Here is an 18,500-nt window from a genome sequence, read left to right on the forward strand (position 1 = left end):
GCGCGGACTCCGGCTATAGATTGGGGTGCAACGGGAAGCACCGACGATGGGAGCCCCAATGCACGACGACGTCCCCCTGACCGTCGGCCGCGCCACGCGCGTGCTCGCCGAGCGGATCCGGCCGGCCGTGCACGCTGTCAGCGTGCCTCTGACCGCGGCGTGCCGCGCGCTGGACGGCGAGCCGATCGCCCCCGCGGACGGGCTGGCCCTCGACTTCGGCGAATACGCCGTGGGCGAGACGTGGGGCCCGGCCTGGGGGACCACCTGGTTCCGGCTGACCGGGCGGATCCCCGCGGACTGGGCGGGCGAGCGGGTGGAGGCCGTGATCGACCTCGGCTTCGACGCCGACCTGACCGGCTTCCAGTGCGAGGGCCTCGTCTACCTGCCGGACGGCACCCCGGTGAAGTCCCTGAACCCGCGCAACCAGTGGGTCGTGCTGGCGGAGGAGGCCGAGGGCGGCGAGCGCGTCGAGTTCTACATCGAGGCCGCGTCCAACCCCGTGCTGCTCGACCGTCACCCGTTCCTGCCGACGCAGCAGGGCGACGTCCGGACGTCGTCGGCGGAGCCCCTGTACACGTCGCGGCGCATGGACCTGGCGGTCTTCGCCGCCGAGGTGCACGAGCTCGCCCTCGATCTCGAGGTCCTGCTCGAGCTGCAGGCCGAGCTGCCGGAGACCTCGCCCCGCCGGATGCGGGTGCTGCAGGCGCTCGACGACGCCCTCGACGCCCTCGACCTGCAGGACGTCCGCGGCACCGCGGACGCGGCCCGCCGGGAGCTCGAGCCCGCGCTGGCCTCCCCGGCGGAGTCCTCCGCCCACCGGATCAAGGCGATCGGCCACGCACACATCGACTCCGCGTGGCTGTGGCCGGTGCGCGAGACGATCCGCAAGGTCGCCCGCACCGCCTCGAGCATGACCGCGCTGATCGGCGAGACGGACGACTTCCTCTACGGCATGTCGAGCGCGCAGCAGTTCGCGTGGCTCAAGGAGCACCGCCCGGAGGTCTTCGCCCGGGTCAAGGAGGCGGTCGACGCCGGCCGTTTCGTCCCGTTGGGCGGCATGTGGGTCGAATCGGACACGGTCATGCCATCCGGCGAGTCCTTGGTGCGACAGTTCCTGTACGGACAGCGGTTCTTCGAGCGCGAGTTCGGGATCCGCTGCAAGGGCGTGTGGCTGCCGGACAGCTTCGGCTACTCGCCGGCCCTGCCGCAGCTGATGCGCCGGGCCGGGTTCGAGTGGTTCTTCACCCAGAAGATCTCGTGGAACCAGGTCAACAGGTTCCCGCACCACACGTTCGACTGGGAGGGCATCGACGGCTCCCGCGTCTTCAGCCATTTCCCGCCCATGGACACCTACAACTCCCGGCTCTCCGGCGAGGAGCTCGCCCGCGCGAGCCGCCAGTTCCGCGAGTCCCGCCACGCCACCTCATCCATCGCCCCGGTCGGCTGGGGCGACGGCGGCGGCGGCGCCACCCGCGAGATGACCGGCAAGGCCGCCCGCCTGCGAGACCTCGAGGGCAGCGCCCGCGTCGAGTGGCAGCACCCGGACGACTTCTTCGAGGGCGCCAAGGCGGAGCTGCCGTCCCCGCCCGTCTGGGTGGGGGAGCTCTACCTGGAGCTGCACCGGGCCACGCTCACGAGCCAGCACCAGATGAAGCAGGGCAACCGCCGCACCGAGCACCTGCTCGTGGCGGCGGAGCTCTGGGCCGCGACCGCCGCGCTGAACACGGACGTCGAGTACCCGTACGAGCAGCTGGACCGCCTCTGGGAGACGGTGCTCCTGCACCAGTTCCACGACATCCTGCCGGGCACCTCCATCGCCTGGGTGCACCGCGAGGCGGCCGCGAGCTACGCCCGCGTCGAGGAGGATGCGCGCGCGATCGTCACCGGCGCCCTCGCGGCCCTCGCCGGTTCCGGCGACGACCGGCTCGTCGCCAACGCCTCCGCGTTCGACGCCCCGGCGGCCGGGGTTCGCGCGGTCCCGGCCGGCGGCATCGCCGCCGCGGGCACCGTGCACGACGACGCCGCGGCAGCGGGTGCGCCGGTGAGTGTTGCGGAGGGTGCGGGCGGGCTGGTGCTGGACAACGGCGTCGTGCGCGTGGCGCTGGACGCGGCCGGGCACGTGGTCTCCGCGGTCGAGGCGGCGACCGGGCGCGAGGCCGTCCCGGCAGGGGAGAGCGCCAACGTGCTGCGCCTGCACCAGGATTTCCCGAACAGGTGGGACGCGTGGGACATCGACCGCTTCTACCGGAACACCGTGACGATCATCGACGGTGTCGACGAGCTCACGCACGCGGCGACTCCGTCAGGAGGGGCGGCCGTGACGATCCGGCGCAGCTTCGGCGAATCGCGGGTGACGCAGCGGCTGGTCCTCGAGCCGGGGAGCCGGACCCTGCGGATCGAGCAGGAGACGGACTGGCACGAGACCGAGAAGTTCCTCAAGGCCGCGTTCCCGCTCGACATCGCCGCGCGGGAGACGGTCGCCGAGACCCAGTTCGGCGTCCAGCGGCGGCCCACGCACACGAACACGAGCTGGGAGGCCGCGAAATTCGAGACCTCCATGCACCGGTTCGTGCTGGTCTCCGAGGAGGACTTCGGGGTCGCGCTGGTCAACGACTCGATCTACGGGTTCGACGTGCTGCGGGACGTCGTGGACGGCGACGCGACCACGACGATCGGGCTGTCGCTGCTGCGGGCGCCGCGCTTCCCCGACCCGGAGACCGACCAGGGCCGCCAGAGCCACGTGTACGGGCTGATGGTCGGCGCGGACATCGCCTCCGCGACCGCGGAGGCGACCGTGCTGAACACGCCGCCGCTCGAATTCTCCGGCGATGCCGCGCGCGCCGGGGCACTGCGGCCGGTGGTCGCGGTCGCCGGCGGCGCCGGGACGGCTCCGGTGCGGTCCGCGGTCAAGCTGGCCGCCGACCGGTCCGGCGACGTCGTCGTGCGCGTCTATGAAGCCGAGGGGCGGCGCGGCGAGGCCGTGCTGCAGCTCGACCCGGAGCTCGGGTTCCGGGCGGCCGCGGCCGTCTCCCTGCTCGAGGAGCCGACGGATGATGCCCCGGAGCTGGCCTTCGATGCCGCCGCGGCGGAGGTGCGGTTCCGGATCCGGCCGTTCGAGGTCGTCACGGTGCGCCTGAGCCGCTAGCCGGCCCCGTCCAGGGGCCGGGGCGGGGGAGCGCGAAGGAGCCCTCCGGGCCGTGGCGGCCGGGAGGGCTCCTTCTCTGCTCGGATCGGGGCGGGTCCGCGGATCCAGTGGTTACAGTGCGACGTCCACGACTGCGTCCAGGGCGGCCTCGACGTCGGCGGCCGCATCGGCTGCGATGTCGGCGGGGGTCGGACCGGCCGGTGAAACGCGGAAACGCCCGCGGATCGACGTGATCCGCGGGCGCTTCCGGGCGGTGCGGCGTGCGGAGTCTAGAGCAGGCCGCCGATGATGCCGGTGACCAGGCCGGTCAGAGCCTTGAGGACGTCCTGGACGGCGTCGAGGAGGCTGATCTCCACGTCCGGGACCACAGCGCCGGCGTCGCCGAGGGCGCCATCGATGATCTCCTGGACGTCGGCCTCCAGCTGGGCCTCGACCGCGGCGTCGATGGAGCCGTTCTCGGTGAGCTCGGCCGTCACGGTCGCCTCGACCAGGTCGCCGACCTGGACCAGGATGTCCGCGACGACGCCGATGCTGAGGCTGCCGTCGGCGACGAGGGCCTGAAGCTGCGTGTAGACCTGGGCGACGACCTGGTCGGAAACCTCGGCGGCGACCTCGGCGATGGCCTCGGCGTCGAGGTCTGCCGGGATCTCGATCGCGGAGAGGTCCAGGTCGGTGGTGTCCAGCTCCGGCAGCTCGCCGACCGGCAGGTCCGCCGGCAGCTCGCCCACGGGCAGGTCCGCCGGCAGGTCGGCCGGGAGATCGACCGGCAGGTCTCCGACCGGGAGGTCCGCAGGCAGGTCGCCGAGCGGCAGGTCGGCGGGGAGGGAGTCCAGTGGCAGGTCGCCGACTGGGAGTCCTCCGACGGGCAGGTCGGCGCCCGGGGCGGTGGGGAGGTCCACGGGGGCGGCGGAGGCGGCTGCGGCGCCGGTGAAAGTGAGGGAGGCGGCGGCGACGATCGCGGCGCCGGTGCGGGTGAAGTTCTTCATACTTTTGCTCCTTCGCGTCGGTCGCCGGTCCCGGTGACCGACGACTGCCCGACCACGCTATGGGCTACTGACTAGTACGAATAGAGGTTGAATCAAATTTAATTTGGTCGCTTCTTCGAGTTCGCGGAGCGTTTCCCGGACTGTCATTTATTTGTGACACGAATGGTCCGTTCGTTGGCTGATCGACTATTCGGAGAGGATCTCGGCGGCATCGTCGACCGTGTCGACCAGGTGTACGTGCCGCTCCATGGGCCGCCCGGCGGCGAGTGCGTGTAGCAGTGCCCAGGCGGGGAAACGCTCTGTCCAATACTCCCGGCCGACCAGGACCATGGGGGCGACCGTCTCTTCGGAGGCGTAGTAGTTCTCGCACGCGTCCTGGAAGATCTCCTGCACGGTCCCGCCGGCGCCGGGCAGGAAGACGATCCCGCGGTTGCAGATCTGCAGCAGGATCGCCTCGCGCAGCGCGTTCCGGAAGTATTTCGCGATCGCCGTGGCGAAGAGATTGGGCGGCTCGTGCCCGTAGTGCCACGTCGGGATGCCCAGCGATTCGCCGGCTGCCTCCGCGACCGCCGGATCGCTCAGGACCCGGCGGGCCGCGCCCGCCCAGGCGTCCACGGACGGCTTGAACGACGGCGCCGCCGCCACGACTCCCAGCGCCTCGCGCACCCGGTCCTCGCCCAGGCCGCTGAGACGGGCCCCGAGGTTGGCCGCCTCCATCGCGCCGGGACCGCCGCCCGTGGCGACCGTCAGCGACTGGCCGAGGCGGAAGCCGAGCCGGGCAGCGTCGTCGTACGGGCCGGATCCGCGGGTGGCCGCATGGCCGCCCATGACGCCGACGAGTGCCCGCCCGGCACTCCATTCGTCGAGGGCGGCGTCCACGGAGTAGTCGTGCAGGGAGCGGGCCATGGTCGAGCGCGGCCCGCGGGCCGTCTGCTGCCACGCGAACGCGCGGCCGTCGAGGCTGTCCTCGTAGACGGGGGCGTCGTAGAGCTCGTCCGCGGTGTAGAGGGACGGCCGGTGCACGTCGACGGGTGCGCTGTCGACACGGGGCAGGATCAGGGCCCCGCGGCGGGCGTGCTCCGCGGCCGCCGCGGGCTCCAGCTCGCAGCCGGCGAACGTCGTCCTGGCGGTGTTGCAGCGCGCCAGTGCGCCGGTGTGCGCGCGCAGGTCGAGGCCGAGCAGGCGCCAGCCGGTCAGGTCGGTCGTGCCGCCGGCGAGACGGCGGTTCAGGTCGGCGAGGGCGTCGACGGCGACGAAGCGTCCGCGGGCGGGTTTCATGGCATGTCCTGACAGTCGAATTCGAACCGGTTTGTCCGTGTGATAGAACTGTTAAAGCGTCAGGCGGAGCAAAGTCACGGAACATATCAATCACGCAACGATGGATTCACCGCAACGTGTGACCCGCCTGAACACTTTCTGAGAGCGTACCCATCGCCGACGGCCCGCGATCGGCGTGATTCGGGGAATGTCGAGTTTGGTCCACTCGTCATCCACAAGTGAAACGCTTCACATCAAGTGTCCACAGGCTGTCGTTCTCCCTGAAACGGGCCTCCCGCGTCCCCTACGCTGGTCCCATGCGCTCACTCAAGCGGGCAGCCTTCGCTGTCATGACGACCGCCGCACTCGCGGCGGCCTCTGTCGTGCCCGCGCATGCCGCTCCGCCGGTGGAGGCGGCCCCGACCCCGCTCGTTTCGAGTGTCCTCCCGGCCGTGCACAGCATGACCCAGGAGGATTCCGTGGATTCCCAGACGTCGAGCGAGTCGGGTGTCCGCGTCGCCACCTACAACGCCTCGCTGTTCGGCGGGGCCGAGGGCGAATTGATCGGCGACCTGGTCAGCCCCAACAACTCGCAGGCCCAAGCGGTGGCCGAGGTCATCCAGCGCACGGCCCCGGACGTCCTGCTCGTCAACGAGTTCGACTATGACGCCGAGAAGACGGCCGCCAGTCTCTTCCGCGACAACTACCTGGCCGTCTCGCAGAACGACCAGCCGGCACAGGACTACCCGTACATGTACGTGGCGCCCTCGAACACGGGCGTCCAGACGGGAGCCGACCTGAACCAGGACGGCACGGTCGGCGGCCCCGACGACGCCTTCGGGTACGGCGAGTTCGAGGGGCAGTACGGCATGGTCCTGTACTCCAAGTACCCGATCCTCACCGACGAGGTGCGCACGTTCCAGAAGTTCCTCTGGAGCGACATGCCGGAGAGCAACCTGCCCACGGACTACTACGGGGAACTCATCAGCGGGGTCCTGCGCCTGAGCAGCAAGTCGCATTGGGACGTCCCCATCGACGTCGACGGCCGCACCGTCCACATGCTGGCCGCCCACCCGACGCCCCCGGCGTTCGACGGCGCCGAGCAGCGCAACGCGCGCCGCAACCACGACGAGATCCGCTTCTTCGCCGACTACATCTCCGGCGGCGAGGCCTCCGCCTACATCTACGACGACGCCGGCGTCAGGGGCGGCCTGGCCGAGGGGGAGGACTTCGTCGTCCTCGGAGACCTCAACGCCGACCCGCAGCGCGGCGACTCCTACGACAACGCGGTGATGAGCCTGCTCTCCCACGAGAGCATCACCGACCCGGAGCCGTCCTCGCGCGGTCCGGTCGCGAACGGGCGGCCGACCATCGGCTCCTTCCTCCAGCGCGGCGCGCCGCAGTCCGAGGGCTACCGCTCGCGCACCCTGCGCACCGCCGACTTCGGCGGATCCACCGGTGCGCTCCGCGTCGACTACGTGCTCCCGTCCAAGACGCTCGGCGTGAACGACGCCGGCGTCTTCTGGCCCGCGCCCAACCAGCCAGGCGCCGATCTCATCGGCATGAACCCCGTCCGCAGCAGCGACCACCGGCTCGTGTGGGTCGACCTCGAGACGCGCTAGCGAGCCGGTGCCGATCTTCGGCCGGCTGCCCTAGAGTGGCCTTGTGAAGGAAAAGCTCCCCGACGTCGTCCTCGGTCCCGACGGCAAGCCCGTCGCCGGCCTGCAGGGCGCCATCATGAAAGCCCTCGGCGTCCAGCGCCCCCTCGTCATCAAGTACCTCGAGTACCTGCGCCGCAAGCACCCGGGTGCGAGCGCGCACGAGCTCGGACGCATCGTCGAACGCGACTACCGCGTCGCCGTCACGGGAAGCGGCGCCGCCGTCGGCGCCACCGCCGCAGTCCCCGGGATCGGCACGGTCACCTCGCTCGGACTGTCGGCGGCGGCCACCGTCGGCTTCCTGGAGGCCAGCGCCCTCTACGCCCAATCGCTCGCCGAGCTGCACGGCATCACCGTCGAGGACCCGGCCAAGGCGCGCGTCCTGGTGATGGCGGTCGTCATGGGAGACGAGGGGTCCTCCATGATCTCCGCGCTCACCCACCAGGCCGCCGGCCGCGGCGCCGGACCGGTCCAGGGCTGGGGCTCCGTCTTCGGGGCCTCCAGCCAGCGGGGCCTCTGGGGCGGGATCGCGGCCAAGATGCAGAAGCGGTTCCTGCGCAAGGTTCTCGCCACCCAGGGCGCCTCCACGGTCGGGCGTCTCGTGCCCTTCGGCGTGGGCGCGGCCATCGGCGGCGTCGGCAACCACCTGCTCAGCAAGAAGGTCATCGAGGCCTCCCGGCTGGCCTTCGGAGCGCTCCCGGAGACGATCCCCGCGGAGGTCGCCGACGGCCAGCTGACCAGCCGGGCCATCGAGGACGTCGAGCGCGAGCTGGAAGCCGAGCGCCGACGTCGCACGGGCGAATAGGCGCCGGCGCGCGCCCAGAACTCACGCGACGTTCGCCCCGACTTCACGTGCGCTTCGGGCGGCGACGGCGCCGGTGAACGTACCGTAGGAGCATGTACACGGTATATGCGCACCGCGGCTCCAGCGGAACGTACCCGGAGCACACCCGGGCGGCCTACCTGCATGCCCTCGCCGAGGGGGCCGACGGGGTCGAATGCGACGTGCATCTGAGCGCCGACGAGGTGCCCGTCTGCTTCCACGACTCCTCCGTGGAGCGGACGTCCAACGGGTCGGGGTCCGTGGCGTCGAAGACGCTCTCCCAGTTGCGCCGGCTCGATGTCGTCTCCTGGAAGGGCGTGCGGATCCCGGAGCAGTACGGGGCCGCCAGCCAGCAGGTCGTCACTCTCGAGGAGCTGATCGACCTCATGCGGCGCGCCCGGCGCGAGGTCGGGCTCGCGATCGAGCTCAAGCACCCGAGCCCGTTCGGCCGGCGCCTCGAGGAGTCCGTGCTGACCGTGCTGATGCGCAACGGCTGGGACCCGGAGACGTCCCGCATCGGCAACATCAAGGTGTCGCTGATGAGCTTCGACCCGGACGCGATCGACTACCTGCTCGACACCGTCCCCGGCTACCACCTGTGCCAGCTGATCTCCGTTCTCGACGACGAGAAGGCGCGCGGGCTCGGGCTCATCACGCGCAATGCCGTGCGGTACCTGATGCGCCGCGTCCACCAGGGCGCCCTGAAGCACCTCGACGCCGGAGCGGCGGGGATCGCGGGGCCGGGCGTGGCCTACGCGCGCCAGCATCCCGACGTCGTCCGCCGGTGGGTGGGGCGCGGGCTGCGGGCCCGCGTCTGGACGGTCAACACCGAGGAGGACGCCGAGTTCCTGGCGTCCCTGGGGGTCACCGAGTTCACCTCCGACGTGCCGGGGCGGATCAAGCACTTCCTGGCCAATAAACTGGAGGCATGCGCCTAGAGTCCCCCACGCCCGCGGTCCGGATCGCACTTTCGGTCTCTGTCGCGACAGGCCTGTACGGGATCTCCTTCGGGGCCCTCTCCGTCGCGGCCGGCCTGAACCTGTGGCAGACCATTGCGCTCAGCGCACTGATGTTCACCGGCGGCAGCCAGTTCGCATTCATCGGCGTGCTCGCCGGCGGCGGTGCCGGGCTCGCCGCGTTCGGCGCCGCCACACTCCTCGGCGTGCGCAACGCGATCTACGGGATGCAGATGAACGTGATGCTGCGCCCGCGCCGCGCGCGCCGCTTCCTCGCCGCGCACGTGACCATCGACGAATCGATCGCGGTCGCCGCCGGCCAGAGCGAGTTGACCGAGGCCAAGCGCGGATTCTGGTGGGCCGGACTCGGCGTCTTCGCCCTGTGGAACGTGTTCACCGTCCTCGGCGCGGTCCTGGGCGACGCGCTGGGCGACCCCGCGGTCTGGGGGCTTGACGGCGCCGCCGTCGCAGCATTCCTCGCGTTGCTGTGGCCGCGGCTGAAGAGCAGGGACCCGGTCGCCCTCGCCGTCGTGGCCGCGGTCGTCACGATCATCACCATCCCGGTGGTCCCGTCCGGGGTGCCCATCATGATCGCCGCGGTCGTCGCCGGTCTCTGGGGATGGCTCGGTTCGGGGCGCTCGGCGCCGGCGGGGGATGCCGCGCCCGGGACCTCCGAGACGGAAACCGAGGGGGAGCGCGCATGAGCGGGGAAACGAGCCTGTGGATCTGGGTGCTGGCGGCCTGCGCGGCGGCCTACTGCATCAAACTCGTCGGGTACCTCGTGCCCGCGAAGGTGCTCGACAACCCGCGCATCGTGCACGTCGCCGGCGCGGTCACGATCGGGCTGCTGGCGTCGCTGACCGCGGTGAACACCTTCGCCTCGGGAGCGGAGATCGCCTTCGACGCACGCGTCGGCGCCCTGATCGCGGCGGGAATCGCACTGCTCCTGCGTGCGCCGTTCCTCGTCGTCGTCATCGTCGGCGCGGCCGCGGCGGCCGGCCTGCGGCTGCTCGGCATCGGCTGACCGCCGGTACCCGTCCGGGGAGAACCGGCCGGAATCTCCGATTCCCGTGGTTTATGTCACATGTCTTTCACGTTTTGGGGTTAGGCTCGATGTGAGCCCGATCACCACCGCAGGTGTCCCGGGTGCAGACCCCCTCCATCACGGGGTCGCTGCGGCTCGATTCGTCGGGGCGCGGTGGATCGACTCGACCTACAGGAGAAGCCATGACCATGGATGGCCCGAACACCACCGGCTCGCGCCGCCCGCGGCGCCGGCTCGCGGCACTGACCGCGACACTCGCGATCGGCGCCCTGGCCCTCTCGGCGTGCGCCGAGAGCCAGCGCGAAGACGATGGCGGAGGCGGCGGAGACAGCGACGTCGACTCGACGTTCATCTTCGCGGCGTCTTCGGACCCGCAGTCACTCGATCCGGCGTTCGCCTCCGACGGCGAGTCGTTCAGGGTCTCCCGCCAGATCTTCGAGGGGCTCGTCGGCGTCGAGTCCGGCACACCCGACCCCGAGCCGCTGCTCGCCGAGTCGTGGGATCAGTCGGAGGACGGGCTGAGCTACACGTTCGACCTCAAGGAGGGCGTCACCTTCCACGACGGAACCGAGTTCAACGCGGAGGCCGTGTGTGCGAACTTCGACCGCTGGTTCAACTTCGAGGGGATCCAGCAGGCCGAGTCGGTCGGCTACTACTACAACGCCCTGTTCAAGGGGTACGCGGACAGCCCGGAGAACGCGGTCTACGAGGCGTGCTCCGCCGACGACGAGCTGACCGCGACGGTGACGCTGGCGAAGCCGTTCGCCGGCTTCATCGCCTCGCTGTCGCTGCCGGCGTTCGCGATGCAGTCCCCGACCGCGATGGAGGAATTCGGCGCGGACGACATCTCCGGCACCGAAGAGGCCCCCGTCCTCTCCGAGTACGCCACCGGGCACCCGGTCGGCACCGGCCCCTTCAAGTTCGAGTCCTGGCAGACCGGCCAGCAGATCGAGCTGAGCGCCTACGAGGACTACTGGGGTGAACAGGGCCAGGTGCAGGAGATCATCTTCCGCGTCATCGACGACCCGACCACCCGCCGCCAGAGTCTCGAAGCCGGCGACATCGACGGGTACGACCTCGTGGCCCCGGCCGATACCGCATCGCTGAAGGACAAGGGCTTCAACGTCATGGCCCGCGACCCGTTCACGATCCTCTACCTCGGCTTCAACCACAAGATCGAGGAGCTCTCCGACCCGCTGGTCCGCCAGGCGATCGCGCACGCGATCGACAAGGAGGCCCTCGTCGCGCAAACCCTGCCCGAGGGCACCGAGACGGCCACGCAGTTCATCCCGGACTCCGTCAACGGGTACAACGACGACGTGACCGAGTACGAGTACGACCCTGAGAAGGCCAAGGACCTGCTGGCGGAGGCCGGCTATGAAGACGGCTTCGAGCTCGACTTCAACTACCCGACGGGCGTCTCCCGTCCGTACATGCCGACCCCGGAGCAGGTCTTCTCCAACATCTCGGCCCAGCTCGAGGAGGTCGGCATCACGGTCTCGCCGCAGCCGAACAAGTGGAGCCCGGACTACCTGGACCGCATCCAGGGCGGCGCCGACCACGGCATCCACCTGCTGGGCTGGACGGGCGACTACAACGACACCGACAACTTCGTCGGCGTCTTCTTCGGCGGCCAGAAGCCGGAGTTCGGGTTCGAGAACAAGGAGCTCTTCGACAAGCTCGCCGAAGCACGCAAGATTCCGGACGTCGAGGAGCAGACGCCGCTCTACGAGGAGATCAACGCGGACATCGCCGAGTTCCTGCCGGCGATCCCGCTGGCCCACCCGGCACCGTCGCTCGGCTTCAGCCCGCGCGTCGAGTCCTACCCCGTCAGCCCGGTGAACGACGAGGTCTTCAACGAGATCGTCCTGTCCGAATAAGCGCGGTCCCCGCGCGGGAGGTGAGAGCACGACGGCGGCCGCGCGCCGCCGTCGTGCCCGCGCTCCCGACCAACTCATCTGGAGAGGACACCCGTGCTCCGTACGATCGGCCATCGGCTCGCGCTGCTGGTTCCCACACTCTTCGGCCTGTCGCTGTTGCTGTTCCTGTGGGTGCGCAGCCTGCCCGGCGGGCCCGCAACCGCACTCCTCGGCGACAAGGCCACCCCGCAGGCGGTGGCGCGCATCAACGAGCTGTACGGCTTCGACAAGCCGTTCATCGAGCAGTACGCGACCTACATGGGCAAGCTGCTCAGCGGCGACTTCGGCGTCAGCCTGCGCACGGGCCGGCCCGTGCTCGACGAGTTCGCCACGCGCTTCCCGGCCACCCTGGAGCTGACGGCGATCGCGCTGGTGTTCGCCGTCGGTCTCGGCATCCCGCTCGGCTACTGGGCGGCGAAGCACGTCGGGCGCTGGCAGGACCAGCTCTCGGTGTTCCTCTCGCTCGGCGGGGTGGTGGTGCCCGTGTTCTTCCTGGCGTTCATCCTCAAGTGGATCTTCGCGATCCGTCTGGGCTGGTTCCCGACCGACGGCCGCCAGGACCCCCGGATCGACGCCACCCACTACACCGACTTCTACCTGCTCGACGGCCTGATGACCCAGGAGTGGGACGCCGCGTGGGACGCGTTCATGCACCTGGTCCTGCCGGGCATCGCGCTCGGCACCATCCCGCTGGCGATCATCGTGCGCATCACGCGGGCCTCGGTGCTCGAGGTCGTGAACGCCGACTACGTGCGCACCGCCCGCGCCAAGGGCATCGGCGCGAACCTGATCCGCAACCGGTTCGTGCTGCGCAACGCGATGCTGCCGGTGACCACCACGATCGGCCTGCAGCTCGGCCTGCTCATCTCCGGAGCCGTGCTGACGGAGACGGTGTTCGCGTTCAACGGGATCGGCCGGTTCCTGCGCGATGCGATCTTCTATCTCGACTATCCGGTCCTGCAGGGCTTCATCATCTTCATCGCGGTGATCTACTCGCTGATCAACCTGCTGGTGGACGTGTCCTACAACCTGATCGACCCGAGGGTGCGTGTGCAATGAGCCAGAACCTTCCTCCTTCCGCGGGCGACGGCCCGGCCCCCGTTCCCGGTACGACGACGGCGGCCGGCGCCCCGGCTCCCACCGGAAAGGCGCCGGGGCCCGAGGGGCGCGGCACCAGCGTGTGGGGCGATGCCTTCATCCGGCTGCGCCGCAATCCCGCTGCGATCGTCGGGGCCGTGATCGTGGCCCTGTTCCTGCTCGTGGCGGTGCTCGCGCCGATCCTGGCCCCGTTCGGCGGCGAGGACCTGCCGGGCCGCCGCGAGATCACCCCGACGAACATCCCCGGCCCCGGCGAGGTGGAGGGGTACGTCCTCGGCCTCGACAGGTTCGGCGGGGACGTGCTCTCGAAGCTGATCTGGGGTGCGCAATCCTCGCTCATGATCGGCATCGTCTCCACGGCGTTCGGGCTGGTCGGCGGCATGATCCTCGGGCTGCTCGCCGGCGGGATCGGCGGCTGGGTCGACAACGTGATCATGCGCTTCGTCGACATCCTGCTCTCCGTCCCGAACCTGCTGCTGGCCGTGTCCATCGCCGCGGTGCTGGGCCAGGGCGAGTACGCGATCATGATCGCGATCGGCGTCTCCGCCGTGCCGATCTTCGCGCGCCTGCTGCGCTCGTCGATCCTGGCGCAGAAGGGCTCCGACTACATCCTCGCCGCGCAGACCCTGGGATTGAGCCGGCGGACCATCACGATGAGCCACCTGCTGCCGAACTCGATCGGCCCGGTCATCGTCCAGGCGACGCTGACGCTGGCGACGGCGGTCATCGACGCGGCGGCCCTCTCCTTCCTGGGCCTCGGCGGCGGCGTCCCCTACGAGGCCGAGTGGGGGCGCATGCTCACGTACGCGCAGGCCGAACTGAGCATCGCGCCGCAGCTCGCGTTCCTGCCGGGCATCTGCATCGCGATCACGGCGCTCGGCTTCACGCTGCTGGGCGAGTCCCTGCGCGAGGCGCTGGACCCGAAGTCCCGCGCCCGATAGCCGGAGGTCGACTGCGTTCTGGGGGATGGACCGGCCGTTCCGTCCCCCAGAACGCAGTCGACGCCGCTTCGTGTGGCTAGCGCTCGGCGACGAACCGGCGGGTGACGGCCATGTCGCGGTCGCCGAGGCCCGCCGCGACGATCTGGGCGAAGGACTCGCGCAGGGCCGGCAGCAACGCGGCCCGGGTGGCGGTCGCCTCGGCCACCTCCAGCCCGCACTCCAGATCCTTCAGCAGGTATTTGGCGGCACCCGAGGGGCTGTCGTCGCGGGACACGAGCTTGTCCTTGCGGGTGTCGAGCAGGCGCGATGACGCGTAGCCGTGGCCCAGCAGATCCCACATCTGGCCGACGTCGATCCCGGAGCGCTCCGCCAGCACCGTGGCCTCCCCGAGGGCCAGGATGGTGGCGCTGACCACCAACTGGTTGCAGGACTTGGCGACCTCTCCGGCGCCGAGCGGCCCGAGCCGCACGGGCGTCCCGCAGGGGGCGAGGGCGCGGGCGGCGCGCCCGCAGTCGGCCTCCGTCCCGCCCATCATGATCGAGAGGGTGCCGGCCATCGCGCCGTCCTCGCCGCCGGAGACCGGCGCGTCGACGAGGCGCACGTCGGCACCGGCCGTCTCCGCGAGCCGCCCGCCGAGCTGCTGGATGCCCGGCGCCGAGCACGTCGAGCCGACGATCACGAGCAGCGGATCGGCGCCCTGAGGCCGGTCCGCGGCGCCGGCGAGGAGGCCCGCCGGCCCGTCCAGCAGGTCGATCACCTGGGGGAGGTCGGGGACCATGAGCAGCACGGCGTCGCAGGTGCGCGCGAGCGAGGCGGCGTCGTCGTGCCAGTCGATGGCGGCGGCGGGGGAGCCGAGCAGACGCTCGGTCATGACGTCGCCGCGCGGCCGGCGGGCGGTGACGGCCGCGCGGCCGTGGCCGGCGGCGAGGTGCCGGGCCATGGGCGCGCCCATGGCGCCGAGTCCGATGACGCCGACGAGCGGCGAGGCGTGATCCGGGCGCGTCATTGCAGCGGAGGTCCTTCGGTCGGGGACGGTGCACGTGCGGCCAATACAGTGAACGATGTTCAACTGGTTGTCCAAACAGCTATGCTGGGGGCAACAGGAAGGATACCCGCACATGAGTGCTACCTCACAGAGACTACAGGTCGGCATCGCCGTCGACCTCCCGGCCGAAGATTGCGACCTGATCGAGCAGCTCGAGCCGCGGGTGACGGTGCTGCGCCGGCCCGACCTCAACCGGCCGGCACGCTGGGACGCCGACTGGGAAGGCGAGCCCGGCTTCACCCGCACGCCGGAGCAGGAGCAGGAGTTCGCCGAACTCCTCGCCGGGGCCGACGCCCTCTTCGGGATCCCCGACGTCGACCCGGCGCTGCTCGCGCGGACCGTGCGTGCCAACCCGCGGCTGCGGTGGGTGCACACGACGGCGGCCGGCGGCGGCGCGCAGGTGCGCGCGGCCGGTCTGGGGCGCGAGGAGCTCGAGCGCGTCGCGTTCACCACCAGCGCGGGCGTCCACGGGTCGACGCTCGCCGAGTTCGCCCTGTTCGGCGTGCTGGCGGGAGCCAAGGAGCTCCGCCGGCTCGAGCGCGACCAGGCGGCGAAGCTCTGGCCCGTCGAGCGCCGCTACATGCGCCACCTGGACGAGATGACCGTGCTCGTCGTGGGTCTCGGCGGGATCGGCGCGGCGACCGCCGCCCGCTTCGCGGCCTGCGGGTCCACCGTGTGGGGCACCTCCCGCAGCGGCCGGCCCGTCGACCATGTGGAGCGGGTCGTCCCCCTCGACGAACTGGCCGACGCGGCGGGCGAGGCCGACGCGATCGTCGTGACGCTGCCGGGCACCGCGTCGACCGAGAAGCTCATCGGCGCGGACGTCCTCGCCGCCGTGAAGCCGGGGACGATCCTGGTCAACGTCGGCCGCGGCACCGTGGTCGACGAGGAGGCGCTGGTGTCCGCGCTGGACGACGGCCGGATCGGCTTCGCCGCCCTCGACGTCTTCGCGACGGAGCCGCTGCCGGCGTCCAGCCCGCTGTGGGAGCACCCGAACGTCCTCGCGAGCCCGCACACCGCCGCCCTGAGCCGGCACGAGGCGCGCCGCATCGCGAAGCTGTTCGCACAGAACGCCACCCGGCTGCTCGACGGCGAACCGCTGCGCAACCGCGTCGACACCGTGGAGTTCTACTGATGCCGCGCGAAGCGGGCGACGATCCCGGCGCGACGTCGACGCGGACCGCACGCGATCCCGCCCCCGCCGTGACCCGTGCGCTGGGCATCATGACGCTGCTCGCCGACGCGGAGGGCAAGCCGCTGCCCCTGAGCGAGATCTCGCGGGGTCTCGGCCTGGCGAAGTCCTCCTGCGCGAACCTGTGCCAGGCGCTCGAGGACGGCGGGATGATCCGCCGCGTCACCGAGGGCTTCGCGCTGGGCCGCCGGACCGCCGAGCTGGGCGGCGCGTTCGCCGTCCAGTTCAACCAGGTCCGCGAGTTCTTCGGCCTCGTGGCCGCCTCGCCCACGCTGCACTCCGAGGTCGTGCAGATCGCCATGCTCGACGGCGCCGACGCACTCTACCTGGCGCGGCACGAGGGCCGGGCGCCCTACCGCTTCGGCACTCCGCTCGGGTCGCGGCTGCCCGCCGTCTTCACGGCCGCGGGCAACGCGCTGCTCTGCGGTCTGGGCGACGAGGAGCTCGAAGGGCTGCTGGGCGACCGGCTGCCGGCCAGTTCCGGCGTCGACGGCCTGGCCCTGACGCTGCCCGCGCTGCGCGACCGCCTGCAGGAGGCCAGGGAGCGGGGCTACGCCGTCGACGAGGGGCACTCCATCGTCGGCCTGCGCGGCGTCGCCGTGCCCCTGCCGGCCTGGGCGCCCGGGGATCCGCCCCTGGCCATGGGTGCGGCCATCCCGTCCGACCAGGCCGACCCCGCCCGGATCGCCGCGATCGGGACCGCCCTCCGGGAGGTGGCGGCGCGCCTCGAGAATCCGTGGCGGGCGCGCACGGCCGTGGGCTGAGCCGCCCCGCGCTTGGACGCGTCATGACGAGCGCGGGTCGGCATCGTGCCGGTCCGCCGCCCGTCATGGCGCGTTTCTGCGTTCACCCTGACGCGGGCGGCACCACGCCGCCGTTCAATATGTTGTACAGCGTTCGCGTAAATGGTAGTTTCTTTCAAGCAGCACGGATGTGACCACCATCACTCGTCGAAGGAGACCCATGCAGACCCCACCAACACCCGCCGCGGCGGACGAAGACGCGGAGTACGCCGACAACCTGCGGCGGGCAACACTCGCCTCCAGTATCGGCAGCGCCCTGGAGTATTTCGACTTCGCGCTCTACGGGCTGGCGACGGCCCTGATCTTCAACGTCCTCTTCTTCCCGCAAGAGGATCCGGCGATGGCCACCGTCGCGGCCTTCGCCACCTTCGGGGTCGGGTTCGTCGCCCGGCCGTTCGGAGGGCTCTTCTTCGGCGTTCTCGGCGACAAGTTCGGCCGCAAGATCGTCCTCGTCATCACGATCGTCCTCATGGGAGGAGCCTCCACGCTCATCGGGGTCCTCCCGACGTACGAGACGGCCGGCCTCTGGGCTCCCGCACTGCTCGTGGTGCTGCGTCTCCTGCAGGGCTTCGGAGCCGGCGCCGAGCAGGCCGGGGCCACGGTCCTCATGGCCGAGTACGCCCCCGTGCGGCGGCGGGGGTTCTTCTCCGCCCTGCCGTTCATCGGCATCATGGCCGGCGTGCTGCTCGCCGGGCTCGTCTTCTCGCTGTTGACCATGCTCCCGGAGAGCGCGTTGATGACGTGGGGTTGGCGCGTGCCGTTCCTCGCCTCGTTCCTCCTGATCGTCCTGGCGGTCGTGATCCGTGCGCGGCTCCATGAGACTCCCACGTTCGTCGAGATGGAGAAGCACGAGCAGGTCGCGGACCGCCCCCTCCGCGAGATGTTCAAGCACGGATTTCCTTCGGTCCTCGTCGGCATCGGCCTGCGCATGGGCGAGAACGGCGGTTCGTACATGATCCAGGGACTGGCGCTCAGCTTCTTCGTGACGGTCGTCGGGCCGGAGGCGGACAAGAGCCTGCTCACGTGGGGCGTGACCATCGGATCGCTCATCGGCATGATCACGGTGCCGGTTTCCGGCGCTCTGTCAGACCGCTGGGGCCGCCGGGTCGTATACCGCGCGGGCGCCCTGTTCATGCTGGCCTATTCGTTCCCTGCGTGGTGGGCCTTGACGTTGGGCAGCTACCCCATCGCGATCGCCGTCATCGCGATCGGTATCGGGGTGGCCGTGTGCACCATGCTCGGGCCGCAGTGCGCCATGCTGCCCGAACTCTTCGGCAGCCGCCACCGCTACTTGGGCGTCGCGATGGCGCGCGAGATCTCAGCCGTCCTGGCCGGCGGTCTGGCCGGCGTCCTCGGGGCGTACCTGATCGCCATCACCGACGCCAACTGGATCGTGCTCGCCGTCTACATGGCCGTCCTTGCGACGATAACCGTTGTCTCGACCTTCCTCGTTCCGGAGACGCTCCGGCGCGACCTCAGCCGCACCGACGACGCAGTCAAGATCTCCCGCGTCGAGGCCGGCGACGACGTCTGGCTGGGTGGCAGCCAGCCGGTGGCGGCCGGCGCGGTCACCTCCGAGACGACCTTCTCGGCCGTCCGCAGCGGGCAGTAGGGCGCGTGCCCGGGCCGTTC

15 protein-coding genes are annotated in these 18,500 nt (G+C 70.9%); 12 read left to right on the plus strand and 3 right to left on the minus strand.

Annotated elements, in window-relative coordinates; all coding sequences use genetic code 11:
* Positions 1-58: 58 nt before the first annotated feature.
* On the plus strand, positions 59-3,145 hold the full coding sequence (locus IE069_RS00080; protein WP_189348078.1) for an alpha-mannosidase: 3,087 nt from the start codon (positions 59-61) through the stop codon (positions 3,143-3,145).
* Between the two features lie 269 nt (positions 3,146-3,414).
* Here IE069_RS00080 and IE069_RS00085 read toward each other — a convergent pair whose 3' ends face one another.
* On the minus strand, positions 3,415-4,131 hold the full coding sequence (locus IE069_RS00085) for a hypothetical protein (RefSeq protein WP_189348079.1): 717 nt from the start codon (positions 4,129-4,131) through the stop codon (positions 3,415-3,417).
* Positions 4,132-4,317: 186 nt separating this feature from the next.
* The gene (locus IE069_RS00090) at positions 4,318-5,409 is read right to left on the minus strand and encodes an LOG family protein (protein ID WP_189348080.1); all 1,092 of its coding nucleotides are present in this window, start codon (positions 5,407-5,409) and stop codon (positions 4,318-4,320) included.
* A 296-nt stretch (positions 5,410-5,705) separates the two neighbouring features.
* Here IE069_RS00090 and IE069_RS00095 point away from each other — a divergent pair, with 296 nt between their 5' ends.
* From IE069_RS00095 to IE069_RS00130, 8 genes are all read left to right on the plus strand, one after another.
* The gene (locus IE069_RS00095; protein WP_229790843.1) at positions 5,706-7,010 is read left to right on the plus strand and encodes an endonuclease/exonuclease/phosphatase family protein; all 1,305 of its coding nucleotides are present in this window, start codon (positions 5,706-5,708) and stop codon (positions 7,008-7,010) included.
* A 43-nt stretch (positions 7,011-7,053) separates the two neighbouring features.
* Positions 7,054-7,851, plus strand: coding sequence for a hypothetical protein (locus IE069_RS00100; protein WP_189348081.1), 798 nt, complete (start codon positions 7,054-7,056; stop codon positions 7,849-7,851).
* Between the two features lie 92 nt (positions 7,852-7,943).
* Positions 7,944-8,807: a glycerophosphodiester phosphodiesterase gene (locus IE069_RS00105; RefSeq protein WP_189348082.1), complete on the plus strand. Its 864-nt coding sequence runs from the start codon at positions 7,944-7,946 to the stop codon at positions 8,805-8,807.
* Positions 8,798-9,529: an AzlC family ABC transporter permease gene (locus tag IE069_RS00110; protein ID WP_189348083.1), complete on the plus strand. Its 732-nt coding sequence runs from the start codon at positions 8,798-8,800 to the stop codon at positions 9,527-9,529. Before IE069_RS00105 ends, IE069_RS00110 begins: the two co-directional genes overlap by 10 nt.
* Positions 9,526-9,849 carry an AzlD domain-containing protein gene (locus IE069_RS00115; RefSeq protein WP_189348084.1) on the plus strand — a complete coding sequence of 108 codons (324 nt, stop codon included), beginning with the start codon at positions 9,526-9,528 and terminating at the stop codon, positions 9,847-9,849. The genes IE069_RS00110 and IE069_RS00115 overlap by 4 nt, the downstream gene beginning before the upstream one ends.
* A 203-nt stretch (positions 9,850-10,052) precedes the next feature.
* Positions 10,053-11,750 carry an ABC transporter substrate-binding protein gene (locus tag IE069_RS00120; RefSeq protein ID WP_373287775.1) on the plus strand — a complete coding sequence of 566 codons (1,698 nt, stop codon included), beginning with the start codon at positions 10,053-10,055 and terminating at the stop codon, positions 11,748-11,750.
* 93 nt (positions 11,751-11,843) lie between these two features.
* A complete protein-coding gene (locus IE069_RS00125; protein ID WP_189348085.1) occupies positions 11,844-12,848 on the plus strand; it encodes an ABC transporter permease in 1,005 nt (334 codons plus the stop codon).
* A complete protein-coding gene (locus IE069_RS00130) occupies positions 12,845-13,828 on the plus strand; it encodes an ABC transporter permease (protein ID WP_189348086.1) in 984 nt (327 codons plus the stop codon). The genes IE069_RS00125 and IE069_RS00130 overlap by 4 nt, the downstream gene beginning before the upstream one ends.
* A gap of 76 nt (positions 13,829-13,904) precedes the next feature.
* On the opposite strand, the gene IE069_RS00135 is transcribed toward IE069_RS00130, so the two are convergent.
* Entirely contained in the window at positions 13,905-14,834 is a 930-nt protein-coding gene (locus IE069_RS00135) for an NAD(P)-dependent oxidoreductase (RefSeq protein ID WP_189348087.1), read from the minus strand.
* Positions 14,835-14,946: 112 nt separating this feature from the next.
* On the opposite strand from IE069_RS00135, the gene IE069_RS00140 reads away from it, so the two are divergent.
* The 3 genes from IE069_RS00140 (at position 14,947) to IE069_RS00150 (ending at position 18,480) form a co-directional block, all read left to right on the plus strand.
* Positions 14,947-16,008, plus strand: a complete 1,062-nt coding sequence (locus IE069_RS00140) for a D-2-hydroxyacid dehydrogenase (protein ID WP_189348088.1) — start codon at positions 14,947-14,949, stop codon at positions 16,006-16,008.
* A complete protein-coding gene (locus IE069_RS00145) occupies positions 16,008-16,829 on the plus strand; it encodes an IclR family transcriptional regulator (protein WP_189348089.1) in 822 nt (273 codons plus the stop codon). Before IE069_RS00140 ends, IE069_RS00145 begins: the two co-directional genes overlap by 1 nt.
* 199 nt (positions 16,830-17,028) lie before the next feature.
* Positions 17,029-18,480, plus strand: coding sequence for an MFS transporter (locus tag IE069_RS00150; RefSeq protein ID WP_189348090.1), 1,452 nt, complete (start codon positions 17,029-17,031; stop codon positions 18,478-18,480).
* Positions 18,481-18,500: the final 20 nt, after the last annotated feature.

This window comes from Zhihengliuella salsuginis (assembly GCF_014651715.1).
Classification (GTDB): Bacteria; Actinomycetota; Actinomycetes; order Actinomycetales; family Micrococcaceae; genus Zhihengliuella; species Zhihengliuella salsuginis.